Annotated in this window: 9 protein-coding genes; 6 read left to right on the forward strand and 3 right to left on the reverse strand. The window is 37.5% G+C overall.

Annotation, left to right across the window (positions count from 1 at the left end):
- Nucleotides 1–143 precede the first annotated feature (143 nt).
- Both BLR27_RS00150 and BLR27_RS00155 read left to right on the forward strand, forming a co-directional pair.
- Complete coding sequence (locus tag BLR27_RS00150; protein ID WP_090697318.1) at nucleotides 144–1265, forward strand: lactonase family protein; 1122 nt, start codon at nucleotides 144–146, stop codon at nucleotides 1263–1265.
- A 152-nt stretch (nucleotides 1266–1417) separates the two neighbouring features.
- Nucleotides 1418–4966, forward strand: a complete 3549-nt coding sequence (locus tag BLR27_RS00155; RefSeq protein ID WP_090697323.1) for a PKD domain-containing protein — start codon at nucleotides 1418–1420, stop codon at nucleotides 4964–4966.
- 278 nt (nucleotides 4967–5244) lie between these two features.
- Here BLR27_RS00155 and BLR27_RS00160 read toward each other — a convergent pair whose 3' ends face one another.
- From BLR27_RS00160 to BLR27_RS00170, 3 genes are all read right to left on the reverse strand, one after another.
- Nucleotides 5245–5652 carry a c-type cytochrome gene (locus BLR27_RS00160; protein ID WP_090697327.1) on the reverse strand — a complete coding sequence of 136 codons (408 nt, stop codon included), beginning with the start codon at nucleotides 5650–5652 and terminating at the stop codon, nucleotides 5245–5247.
- Nucleotides 5653–5889: 237 nt separating this feature from the next.
- Nucleotides 5890–7107 (reverse strand): hypothetical protein, encoded by a 1218-nt coding sequence (locus BLR27_RS00165; protein ID WP_090697331.1) that lies wholly within the window; start codon nucleotides 7105–7107, stop codon nucleotides 5890–5892.
- A gap of 31 nt (nucleotides 7108–7138) precedes the next feature.
- Nucleotides 7139–7759: a Crp/Fnr family transcriptional regulator gene (locus tag BLR27_RS00170; protein WP_090697334.1), complete on the reverse strand. Its 621-nt coding sequence runs from the start codon at nucleotides 7757–7759 to the stop codon at nucleotides 7139–7141.
- Nucleotides 7760–7933: 174 nt separating this feature from the next.
- Between BLR27_RS00170 and BLR27_RS00175 the strand changes: the two genes are divergently transcribed.
- The 4 genes from BLR27_RS00175 to BLR27_RS00190 all read left to right on the forward strand — a co-directional run bounded on the left by BLR27_RS00175 (nucleotide 7934) and on the right by BLR27_RS00190 (nucleotide 12878).
- Complete coding sequence (locus BLR27_RS00175; RefSeq protein ID WP_090698286.1) at nucleotides 7934–8422, forward strand: c-type cytochrome; 489 nt, start codon at nucleotides 7934–7936, stop codon at nucleotides 8420–8422.
- Between the two features lie 130 nt (nucleotides 8423–8552).
- A complete protein-coding gene (gene nosZ, locus BLR27_RS00180; protein ID WP_090697338.1) occupies nucleotides 8553–10556 on the forward strand; it encodes a Sec-dependent nitrous-oxide reductase in 2004 nt (667 codons plus the stop codon).
- A gap of 73 nt (nucleotides 10557–10629) precedes the next feature.
- The gene (locus BLR27_RS00185; RefSeq protein ID WP_090697342.1) at nucleotides 10630–11652 is read left to right on the forward strand and encodes a nitrous oxide reductase accessory protein NosL; all 1023 of its coding nucleotides are present in this window, start codon (nucleotides 10630–10632) and stop codon (nucleotides 11650–11652) included.
- Nucleotides 11649–12878 carry a nitrous oxide reductase family maturation protein NosD gene (locus BLR27_RS00190; RefSeq protein WP_090697347.1) on the forward strand — a complete coding sequence of 410 codons (1230 nt, stop codon included), beginning with the start codon at nucleotides 11649–11651 and terminating at the stop codon, nucleotides 12876–12878. The genes BLR27_RS00185 and BLR27_RS00190 overlap by 4 nt, the downstream gene beginning before the upstream one ends.
- Nucleotides 12879–12909: the final 31 nt, after the last annotated feature.

Below are 12909 nucleotides of genomic sequence, written 5' to 3' on the forward strand. Positions count from 1 at the left end.
CATCAATTTAACCGGCAAGGATTTTTTCTTGCCGGTTTTTCTTTTTATAGTAATTTCCTGATTAATCTATTTTCCTGTCAGATTAAGATCAGGAGGAATGATTTTTATCTTACTTTTATTTTTCAAAAATTTATAAATAGATAATGGAATTTAAAAAGATCATTAGTTTTTGTGCCTTATTATTAGTTGCACCAGCTTTATTTGCACAAAGTGAGAAGTACCATATGTTAGTTGGAACTTATACGTCTCCCGGAAAAAGTGAAGGGATCTATGTCTATGAGTTTGATAGTCAGAATGGTGAAATTAGCTATAAGTCGAAAGTAATCCTTGAAAGCCCCTCTTATTTTGCGGTTTCCCCTGACCGAAAATTTGTTTATTCGGTGACTGAAGGAAAGGAAAGCAAGATCAATGCACTGGCATTTGATCCCCAAAGCGGTGATCTCAAATTATTAAATAGCCAGCCTTCCGGAAGTAACGGTCCTACTCATATCTCTGTTGACGCCAAAAGAAAATATGTGTTTGCATCTAATTATGGTGGTGGCTCTATTACAGCTTTGCCTATTGATGCAAATGGTACTTTGGGACCAGATATTCAGGATATCAAGCATCAAGGTAGCAGCATTGCAAGGAAAAAGCCTTTTGTACATTCAGCTGTTGTTTCGCCTGATAATAAATATGTTTTAACAGCTGATTTGGGTACTGACAAAATCAACATATACCGGTTCAATGCAAAAAAAAGGCCTCTGGCTTTGTCTGCAGCAGCTCAGCCTTTTTTAACTCTTGATCCTGGTGCCGGTCCCCGACACAGTACTTTTCACCCTAACAAGAAATTTTTCTATGCAGTAACTGAAATTAATTCTAGAGTTTATGCCTTTAACTATAAAAAAGGTCATCTGACTCAAATTCAGTCTGTTTCTATGATACCTGAAGGATTTACCGGACCAGGCCATGGATCAGATATTCATATTTCTGCAGATGGCAAATTCCTTTATGCCAGTACAAGAAGTACTGTAAATGAAATTGGGATCTATTCCATTGATCAAAAAACAGGAATGCTAAGCCTGGTTGCAAAGCAGCCTTCTTTTGGCAAAAGCTCCCGTACATTTGAAATTGACCCAAGCGGAAATTGGCTGCTCTCAACAAGTCAGGTTACAAACGAGATCATTGTATTTAAACGAGATAAGGAAAGCGGCAAATTAACGCCAACAGGACAGAAACTACAAATTGATAAACCTTCTTTGGTGAAATTTGTCAAAATGGATTAGGAGAACTCCCCCCAAATATAACAGAGTTCTGAATAGGTCTTTAATTAGTTTGATATCTGAATTAATATTTGTCTAACATCATGATCAATTGTTTACGTAGTTTTAGAGATAGTTTTATTCAGATTCAAAGAACAATAAATTAAAAAATAATTTTGAAGCACCTTTCAGGGATATTAATAGTAATTCTTGGCCTGATTTTCGGCCTTACTTCTTTTGTATCCGCACAGACAGCATCCAATAAGGGGACTGACTTTTGGCTTGCATATGGAAATCATGTGGCAGGCTATACCGCTACAATAGGTCAGGACATGGTTGTTTACATTACCTCTGATGTGAGTACTTCAGGAGTAATGGAGGTAGGGGGAACAAGTATCCCTTTTCAGGTTACTGCGAACGCAATTACCAATGTAACAGTGCCTCAAACTGCTTATATTGGTAATATTGAAGGAAAAGTAAGTAATAAAGGTATCCACATAACATCCCTATTACCAATTGTTGTTTATGCTCATATTTATGATCAGGCAGTTTCCGGAGCAACTTTAGTCTTACCAACCAATACTTTGGGCAAAGACTATTATTCACTAAATTATCAGCAAATATCTAATAGCCCCAATTCACATTCCTTCTTTTTTGTTGTTGCTACAGAAGACAATACAGAAATAATCATTACACCTTCTGTTGATACTAAAGGAGGTTTAAAAGCCGGAATAGCTTCTGCCCCTATAAGATTAGATAAAGGAGAGATCTATCAGGTATTTGGAATACAGACATCAGCTATTGGTTCTACCACACAAGGAACTGACCTCACTGGTACCAGAATTCAATCGGTTTCAACTACCTCAGAACCCTGCAAGAAAATTGCCGTGTTTTCAGGAAGCGGTAAAATTGCAATTGGTTGTTTAAATGCTGCCGGACTTGCCGGTTCGGCAGATAACTTATTCCAGCAGGCATATCCTACGGCGAGTTGGGGGAAAACATTTATTACTGTGCCTTCAAAGGATAGAAATTATGATGTCTATCGTATTTTTAAAAGTGATCCGAATGCTGTTGTGAAGCTAAACGGAACTATTATTCCTTCCACAAGTTTTGTAAATAATTTTTATCACGAGTTTTCAGGTCAGACTGTTAATAATATTGAGTCTGATAAAGCTATTCAGGTTGTACTTTATGCAGTAACTCAGGGTAAATCAATTAACTGTACGAATGTAGCAGGTGATCTTGGGGATCCCGAAATGATCTATTTGAATTCATTGGAGCAGACTCTTTCGCAGATCACTATGTATTCTACTCAGCTTCATATGATCGTTAAGCATTTTATCAATGTTGTGATTCCTCAGACCGGGGTTTCTAGTTTTACAATTGATGGTGTTTCGCAGGCTTCTTTTTTCCAGCCAGTTACAGGTAAACCAGAATATGCATACGCACAAATACCTGTCTCAGCGGGAACACATAATTTGCAGGCAAATGCTGGCTTTAATGCTATTGCATACGGATTTGGGAATGCAGAATCTTATGGTTATGCCGCAGGTGCCAACGTCAAAGGGCTTGGTGTTGAAATCAGGAAGGTAACTAATAATAAGCAGGTTAGTAGTGTTTGTGTTAAAGAAGAGTTGAATTTAAGTGTGAAATTTAATTCCACAGTGAGCAGAATAGTATGGGATTTAGGAGACGGCTCTACTCCTTTAGAATTTCTGAACCCGGTTCCGGTCGATGCAAACCCAGTTGATGGATTATATGAGTATAAATTTCCCAATAAGGTTATCTATGCTGAGCTAAAAGACTATAAAGTAATTGTAACTGCAAATAAAACATCATCAGATGGTTGTGGAAGTATAGAGATAACGGAATTGCAATTTTCTGCAGTTAATCCTCCAAGCTCTGTGATTACCGCTGTTGGGCAGACTTGTGTCAATGCCTCAATAACTTTCACTGATGCCAGCCTTGGAAATGGTAAAAATATAACGAAATGGCTTTGGGATTTTGGGGATGGAGGAGTCTCTACAGACCAGAATCCGGTACATTCATATGCTGCGAGCGGCGATTATATAGTTAAGCTGATGGTTGAGGGTGAAACCGGATGTCAATCAGATGTAATTACCCAAACTATTCATGTTATTGCCTTGCCGCTTGTAAACTTCAATACAAGTCTGCCTGCCTGCGAAAGTAAAGATGTTACGTTCACAGATATATCTTCAACTGCAGAAGGTGTGATAGTCAAATGGATATGGGATTTTGGTGATGGTAGTACGATAGAAGAAAAGGATGCAGCAACACCCTTTACTCATAAATATTTGGCAGTTGGCACTTATAAGGTTATACTAAAAGTTGTGACAGATAAAGGCTGTGAGAGTGTAGCATTTGAAAAAAATGTACTGATCAATCCAATGCCGATCGTGAAATTTGGAGTGCCTGAAATTTGTATAGCAGACTCCTTTGCACAATTTACCGATTCATCAAGTATAGCAGATGGTACAGATCTAACATATTTATGGGACTTTGGTAATCCATCTTCCGGGGTCTTAAATAGCTCAACACTGAAGAACCCAACTCACCGTTATACAGTTGCCGGTGATTATTTGATAACACTTACTGTTACATCAAAATCTGGTTGTATAACCAGACTGGTGAAATCATTTAAGGTAAGTGGAGCAATTCCAACAGCAAAATTTATTGTTTTAAATCCGAATGACCTTTGCAGTAACCGTGAAGTAGTTTTTCGTAATACCTCATTTGTTGATTTTGGGAATATTGGTAAAATAGAATGGTATTTCGATTACGGAGGAGATCTGAGTTTTAAGTTGGTGGATGAGAATCCGGTGCCGGATAAGGAATACAGAATTTTGTATCCAATGTTTAGCTCTCCGGCAAGCAAGCCATTTACAGTCAGAATGGTAGCTTATTCAGGGGGTGTATGTTCAGATGAAGAAATTCAAACGATCATTCTTAAAGCAGTGCCTGAAGTTGTTTTTACCGCTATTCCAGATGTGTGTCAGGAAGTTCTTCCATTCAAACTTACCCAGGCAACGGAAAAGAATTCTCAAGCTGGAATAGGTATTTATTCAGGAAATGGGGTTTCAGCAAGTGGAATATTTAACCCTGCTCAGGCAGGCCTGGGCAAACATACCATTAAGTATGTGTTTACCGCAAGTAATGGTTGTGCAGATTCACTTTCCAGGGATATCCTGGTGATGCCAACCCCAACCTTATTCGCCGGACGGGATACTATTATTCTGGAAGGCGGTGAGGTTAAACTAAATGCAATTGCTTCAGGAAGTAATCTGACCTATAAATGGGCTCCTTCTTTAGGCTTAAGCAGAGATGATATTCCTGATCCTGTGGCAAGTCCTTCAGATGATATAACCTATACATTAACTGTTACATCTGATCAGGGCTGTATTTCTGTCGATGCCATATTTGTAAAAGTGTTGAAAGCACCTGAAGTGCCGAATGCATTTACCCCTAACGGAGATGGGATAAATGACAACTGGAATATAAAATATCTTGAAAGTTATGTAAATGCATCTGTACAGGTGTTTAGCCGGTATGGATCCATTGTATATTATAGTGTAAAGGGTTACGCCCAGCCATGGAAAGGGCAAATGAACGGAACCGATCTTCCAATCGGAACTTATTATTATATCATTGATCCCAAAACAAAAGGGCGTAAAATTATTTCCGGAGCGGTAACGATTTTGAGATAGAAATAAATTCTGCCCTTAGGTTTACAGCTAAATGGAAAAAGCTTCTTTAACAGATGTGATGTTATTAGGAATATGACTAAGGTCAATTAATGAATTGTAGGATTTTTTTTCAGAGTTTATTGGGATATTCAGAGCTATGAATAAATAAACGCTGAACCTTATATTGGAATTGTCGTGTAATTTGGTAGGGAAACCCGGGATGTAATTTTTTCATCCCTCTATTGTTAAACAGAAAAAATAAAGCACTGCCTGATTAATTTGCAGTGCTTTATCCTTTTTTATTTTTTCAGTGTTTTAATATAGTTGACGATTGCCCAACGATCATCTTCATCTGCAATTTTCTTTTTAAAGGCAGGCATGTCGTCACGGCCTATTGTTGTTTTAAAAAACAAAGAGCCATCTGTTTGGGTTTGTACTATTGGTAATGTGAAATCTCCAGGTTCTGTATCTAGCTGTGCAGCCTTGCTTCCATCGCCTAATCCCTTAGCTCCATGGCATGATTTACAATGGGTATTCCATAATGATTTACCCGTAGCCAAAGTTTGTGCATCAGATTTTACAGGATTCTTTTTGTTTTTAGAAACATCTGGTACTGGCCAGGGTTTTTTAGGGTCATTTGTTTTAAAGGTAAAACTGCTCCCAATCAACACACACATTAAAACTGATAAAATTATTTTCGCATTCATCTTTATAATTATTTAAACTTAATTCAAACTATTCAATGCTTCCACATTTAATTTTTAAGAAAATCAGGTAGAAACTCTTTTATCTGCTGATTAAAAGGTTTCAAAACCGATCAACGATATATTGTAGTACTTATGATTTAGAGGTGGTATGTAGATAAGACAATCGGCATGAGAATTTGTTTGCCTTCTTAAGAAATAATATAATTCAGTTTTCTTTGAATATGATTCTTCTGATTGTTATTCAGTCGTTTTTTTACGGCTTATGATCATGACTAATGTACCTGATAAAAGAATCATAGCAGCCCCAAGAAGCATTTCATTGATGTAGGGTATTGCTTTATAGCTCAGTGCAGCAACTCCTTGTATCATCAATAATAATTCGTTTATAATAATTCCTGAAACAAATATAATGGTCCCGCTAATTAATAATTTGTTTACTTTAATTAATTTAAAAGAAATAATATATCCAATTATGAAAATACTGGTTACCCCTAACAATACAAGATGCAGGTAGCCAATAATGATGGGTCTGAATCCATAGGATAACTGACTGAGAGCAGGATGAATTGAGCCGGATTGAAGTAATAGCTTAATGGTAAAGGCAATGGCCGATAGAATCAGAAGTGTCTTGCCTTGCGGACTGAGTTGTTTACTGATCTGTATTTTATTTTTAAATAAAATATTCAACATGATAGCCCAGGCAATAAGTTGTGCAATAACAGCTGCGATCAGTAAAAAGTATATACTTCCAGAGAATGGAATCCATAGAATGGATAAAAAGTAGGCAGGAATGCAGGCAAAACAGAATAGGAAGAATACGTAGTATAGCTTTTTTCGTTCATGAATTAGAAAATCCAACTTGTCTGATAAAAGCCCCATGCCGGCAAATAAGAACCATCCATTATACTGAAAATGCAAAAAGAAATAGATCGAAGCCAGGTACCAGTTTTGATCAGATATTTTGTTGGCCATTAAATAGGAAAGGCTGAATGCCCCTAATGACGAAACTATACCGAATGCCAAAGCAGCTTTAAACCATAAAATGCTGGAGGCTTTTTTCTTTATCTGGTTAAGGTCTTTCCAGAAGTAAATTGTAAAAGCAACTGATACAAGTATTGAAAGGGTTGAAAAACTGATTGAAAATAAACCATAGCCCTGAATGATAAAACTGATTAGCATTCCATAGGAGCAGACCAGATTTGCATAAAGCAGCAAACGGTATTTTTCTAAAACATGTTCTCCGATTTTTAAACTGAGGTAATAGACCAGCAATACCATCAGACTTTGGGTGATCCAGCCTGAAAATGCAAAGTGGGAATGACTGTGCAGAATATATTTCTGATTGGACAGAGGTAGGTAATAGGCGATCTTATATCTCAGAATGAAACCCAGAAAAGCGACAAGAAATAGATTCAGAAACGAAATGCTAAGCCATTTTGATAAAAAAGTGTTCATTCTTTTTTTTTCAAAAATAGCTTTGGATGTGTTAGGTCATTATGATTTCAGTCATATCCTTGCAAAAGACTTTACCTCTTGAAATTATTATATCACCTTTTTCATGCATTTGACGCATGGTTCGGATGACTGTCTCGACCCTAAGCCCTGTCATATCCGCAATCTGCTGTCTGGTCAATTTTAACTGATCACATTCAGAGCAATAATTTTTACTTTCTGCCTTCAGGTTTTTAATAAGATTAATGATTCTTGTCTCCGGACAATTTGAACCAAAGGACTTAATTACAGAATATTTAAATCTTAATCTTTTTGTAAGTAAGCGGGTAAATTGAAATAGAAGCTTATTGTTTTCCTTTAATAAATCCAGAAATACCGGTTTGTATAGCCTGATTAGTATTGAATCTGTATTCGCTATGGCTGATGCTGCATAAGGCCCGTCATCAAAAAGAGGAAATTCTCCAAAGGATTCACCTGCTTCTGCAATATAGTGGATACATTCTCTGCCAGCCTCATCTATATTCAGCCATCTGACAGTACCGCTAACTAATTGATAATAATAAGTGCATTGCTGCCCCTCAGTGAAGATTGTTTCATTGACGCCAACCTTTTTATAGGTTGCACCCCAAGCTAATAATAAGTTTATATCAATCATATCTTGAGATGTAATAAAATGATAAACAAAAATAAGTTGGGTATGTTTTCTAAAGAGTGACCATGCTTATCTAAATATATGACTTTTATCATTTATGATTGAACGCATAAAAAGATTTTCAGGTCTTGCCTAAACTTGCATAACAAATTTATTCTAATATCTAAAACCGGTTATATGAAAAAACTTCTTGCACTAAGTATGGTTTCATTCCTGATAATTGCAATTGCTTCCTGCGGAGGAGGTAACAATTCAGAGGAAACCACTGATGAATCTACTGAAACTGCCGCAGCTGAAACAGAAAGCGGAAATCCATCCTATGATCCCCATAGAGGTGAGGGCAAATTTACCAATGTTGAACTGGGAGCCACAGTTGATCCTGCCAAAGCAGAATTAGGAGAGAAGGTTGCTCAGGTCAAATGTACCAGTTGTCATAAAACTACTGATGAGAAACTTGTGGGACCAGGTTGGGCAGGAGTAACTCAGCGTCGTAAGCCTGAATGGATCATGAATTTCATTACCAATACTGATGTGATGATCGACAAGGATCCGGAGGTACAGGCACAGCTTGAACTTTGTCTGGTTCGTATGCCAAATCAAAATCTTTCTGATGAAGACGCTAGAAATCTGCTTGAATTTATGCGTAAAAATGACGGTGTGAAATAGGAGAATACTTCGGCGAAGCTGAGATAAAATCCAATTACGAAATGTCTGAAAAATATTAATTTTTAATGTTAAGGGGGCTTTTATGCCATTTTTTTAAAACTAAACTAATACTTACCATATAAATAAACTAATGAAGATAAACTCAAAATATGCACAGGGAATGGCTGCCCTTGCATTATTAGTAAGCATGAATGCTTGTAAGCCAAAGGATGCCGGCTCTGTAGTAAGTGGAGATGCGGCCTCAAAGGTATATGTTGCACCAGGGAAGTATGATGAATATTACAACTTCGTTTCAGGAGGATTTAGTGGTCAGCTTTCAGTTTATGGCCTTCCCAGTGGAAGGTTGCTTCGTGTGATTCCTGTTTTTTCGGTTGATCCGGAAAAGGGCTGGGGTTACTCCGAAGAAACCAAACCAATGTTGAACACCTCTCATGGTAATGTTCCATGGGATGATCTTCACCACGTTTCCATGTCACAGACCAATGGCGAAATTGATGGCCGCTGGGTATTTGCCAATGGAAATAATACGCCTCGTGTTGCACGGATTGACCTTGGAACATTCAGAACCGCAGAGATACTGGAACTTCCAAACAGTGGTGGTAATCACTCATCACCATTCATCACTGAAAACTCTGAATATATAGTTGCAGGAACAAGGTTTAGTATCCCGCCTGATGATAAAAATGGAGATGTTCCTATCAATACCTACAAAGAAAATTTTAAAGGAACGATCAGCTTTGTTAGTGTTGATAAAGACAATGGCAATATGGATGTTGCCTTCCAGCTTCAAGGCCCCGGAGTAAACTTCGATCTAAGTCATGCTGGAAAAGGTAAATCTAATGGATGGTTTTTCTTCAGTACCTACAATACCGAGCAAGCGAATACATTACTTGAAGTAAACGCTTCTAAACGTGATAAAGACTTTATCATGGCTGTTAACTGGAAGTTGGCCGAAAAGCTGATCAAAGAAGGCAAAGGTCGCAAGCAAAAAACTAAATATGCAAGCAATCGTTTTGATGAAAGTACTCATACTGCAACTTCAACTATTAAAACTGAAGTTACTGTCCTTGATATGAAAGATCATCCAGGATTGGTTTACATGATACCATGTCCTAAGTCTCCGCATGGTTGTGATGTTGATCCAACAGGTGAATACATCGTTGGTAGTGGTAAATTAGCTGCTTTGATCCCTGTATTTAGTTTTGATAAAATCCAAAAAGCTATTGCTGATAAAGCATTTGACGGTGAGTACGATGGTATTCCGGTTATCAAGTACGAAGCAGCATTATATGGAGAAGTTAAAAAACCAGGTTTAGGCCCATTGCATACTGAATTTGACGATAAAGGGAATGCTTATACTTCTATGTTCGTATCAAGTGAGGTTGTAAAATGGAATGTTAAGGACCTTAAAGTATTAGACAGAGTTCCTACTTATTATTCTGTTGGCCACCTGATGATCCCTGGTGGAGATTCTAAAAAACCAACCGGAAAATACCTTGTTGCTTATAATAAAATCACTAAAGACCGTTATTTACCAACCGGACCGGAGTTATCTCAAAGCGCCCAGCTGTATGATATTAGTGGTGATAAAATGCAGTTACTTTTAGATTTTCCAACTATCGGAGAACCTCATTATGCTCAGGGAGTTGCTGCAAGTGTGATCAAAGACAGATCAGTTAAATTCTTTAAGATCGAAGAAAATAAACATCCTTACGTAGCGAAGGGAGAGAAAGAGTCGAAAGTATTCCGTGAGGGAAATAAAGTACATGTGAACCTGACAATGATGCGCTCACATTTAACTCCTGATAATATTGAAGGAATAAAAGTTGGAGATGAAGTTTATTTCCATACTACAAACCTCGAGCAGGATTGGGATGTTCCACACGGATTTGCTATTAAAGGAGCCTTAAACTCCGAGCTGCTGGTTATGCCTGGTGAAACTACTACTTTGAAGTGGGTTCCATTAAAAGCCGGTATGTACCCAATGTATTGTACCGACTTCTGTAGTGCACTGCACCAGGAAATGTCTGGTTACGTCAGGGTATCACCTGCAGGCAGCAATGTGCCAATAAGTTTCAGTACAGGAACGAATATGCCTAAATCTGACGCTGCAGTACCAGGTACTAAGAAATAAAACTCACCTACAGAAGAGAGATATGAGATCTGCTTTCAGCGTTCTTATATCTCTCTTTCTTTAACAATTTATTATGAACAATAATAAAATTGCCAATTCCAGCAGAATAGCTCTTCTTATCGCTGGATTATCGTTGGTAGCGGTATTGTTTACTCCTATCTGGAGAATTGAACTGACCGCACCGCAGTATCCGGAAGGTTTGACACTATTGATCCACGCTAATAAGTTGTCTGGAAGTGTTGACATAATTAACGGATTGAATCATTATATCGGAATGAAGACCCTTCATGCAGACGATTTTGTAGAATTTAAAGTGCTGCCCGGAATTATTTTATTTTTTGCCGCTCTTTTTATTCTTTCGGCCATTCTTGCAGGTAGAAAGCTAATGTATACCCTATTTGGCTTGTTCATAACATTTGGAGTATTAGCCATGGTTGATTTTTGGAGGTGGGAATATGACTATGGGCATAATCTTGATCCAAATGCAGCAATCATTGTTCCGGGTATGGCCTATCAGCCGCCATTGATCGGTTTCAAGCAATTATTGAATTTTGGAGCATATTCTATACCTGATACGGGTGGCTGGATATTTATAGGTGCCGGACTGATATTATTAGTTTGTGTTGTTTTAGAATGGAAGAAAGCTAAAGCTGGTTTGCAAAAGAAAACCGCTCTAAATCTGATGGTCATTATGCTATCGGCAGCACTGCTTAGTTCATGCAGTACAGAACCCGTTCCGATCCGCATTGGAAAAGATAATTGCGATTTCTGTAAAATGACGATCAGTGATAAAAGATTTGGCGCAGAAATAGTAACTAAAAAAAGTAAGATCTATAAGTTTGATGATCAGCATTGTATAGTCCAGTTTTTAAAAGAGGGTAAAGTTGCCTCTGAGGATATTGCCGGAGTATATTTTGTTGATTTCTCTAGTCCGGATAAACTGATTGATGCCAAAAAAGCATACTTCCTCCAAAGTCCGGATTTTAAAAGTCCGATGAATGGAAATATAGCCGCTTTTAGTCATGAAGATAGTTTGGCAAAGGCTTTGCCTAAATTTTATGGCAATGCCATATCCTGGGAGGACATGCAGAAGTGAGATATTTCTTCTTTATATTTTTCTGTATTTTTTATACTGATGCTTCTGCTGAAAATATTTATGCAGGAGCAAAGCGTATACATAAAAATATACGTTCAGCCATCAAGGCAGCAGCTAATGGAGATACTGTATTTGTTGATGCCGGATTTTATAAAGAAAAGAATTTATCTGTAGACAAGAGCATTGTACTGAAGGGTATAGGCTACCCTGTTCTGGATGGTGAAAGGAGGTATGAGATTATTTCTGTCAAAGCTAATGATGTTGTTGTTGACGGATTTAGGCTGATTCACAGCGGTATTTCAAGTCTGGAAGATCTGAGTGGAATAAAGGTTTATGATAGTCAGAATGTGGTGATAAGGAATAATATCCTTGAAGATACTTTTTTTGGGATTTATATCCAGAATGGTCTGAATTGCACCATTGAAAATAATACCCTGAAAGCTATCAGCATAGAGGAGCAGCAAAGCGGTAATGGTATACATTGCTGGAAAGGGGATAGTTTAAGAGTTATTGGTAATAAAATTTCAGGACATCGGGATGGAATATACTTTGAATTCGTAAAAAACTCCGTGATCTGGAGGAATATATCCAAAAATAATCTCCGCTATGGATTGCACTTTATGTTTTCCAATGATGATATGTATGTGAACAATGTTTTTAGAAATAACGGTTCAGGGGTATCAGTGATGTATTCCAATAGAATAAAGATGTTCAGTAATTACTTTGAAGAAAATTGGGGAGATGCGGCGCATGGTATTCTGCTCAAAGAAATATCAGATGGATATATGGAGGGTAATTATTTCACTAAAAATACCAGTGCCATTTATATGGAGGGTGCCAACCGGATCCACATGAAAAGAAATGTATTTGAAAACAACGGATGGGCCTTAAAGATTCAGGCCAGCTGCATGGATGTTGTTCTGGAGTATAACAATTTCATAGGAAATACATTTGATGTTGGGACAAATGGCTCACTTGTACTGAATAGGTTTACAAATAACTATTGGGATAAATACGAGGGTTATGATCTCAACAAAGATAAGATTGGAGATATTCCATACAGACCGGTAAGTATGTACTCAATGATCGTTGAGAAATATCCTCCCGCAATGATTTTATTCAGGAGTTTTATAACCACTCTGCTTGATAAAACAGAAAAAATATTGCCAAGTCTTACTCCCGAAAATCTTAAAGACAGTGCACCAATGATGAATAAAGCATTTTAGAAAGGGCTCTTGCCTGATTCAGGAATGCTGT

Origin of the sequence: Daejeonella rubra, from assembly GCF_900103545.1 — a bacterium.
In the GTDB taxonomy this organism is placed as follows: domain Bacteria; phylum Bacteroidota; class Bacteroidia; order Sphingobacteriales; family Sphingobacteriaceae; genus Daejeonella; species Daejeonella rubra.

Bases quoted from the DNA above. Each gene is read 5' to 3' on its own strand.
- BLR27_RS00150 (WP_090697318.1), top strand. From the start codon at position 144: ATGGAATTTAAAAAGATCATTAGTTTTTGTGCCTTATTATTAGTTGCA.
- nosZ (WP_090697338.1), top strand. From the start codon at position 8,553: ATGAAGATAAACTCAAAATATGCACAGGGAATGGCTGCCCTTGCATTA.
- BLR27_RS00185 (WP_090697342.1), top strand. From the start codon at position 10,630: ATGAACAATAATAAAATTGCCAATTCCAGCAGAATAGCTCTTCTTATC.
- BLR27_RS00175 (WP_090698286.1), top strand. From the start codon at position 7,934: ATGAAAAAACTTCTTGCACTAAGTATGGTTTCATTCCTGATAATTGCA.
- BLR27_RS00170 (WP_090697334.1), bottom strand. From the start codon at position 7,759: ATGATTGATATAAACTTATTATTAGCTTGGGGTGCAACCTATAAAAAG.
- BLR27_RS00160 (WP_090697327.1), bottom strand. From the start codon at position 5,652: ATGAATGCGAAAATAATTTTATCAGTTTTAATGTGTGTGTTGATTGGG.
- BLR27_RS00165 (WP_090697331.1), bottom strand. From the start codon at position 7,107: ATGAACACTTTTTTATCAAAATGGCTTAGCATTTCGTTTCTGAATCTA.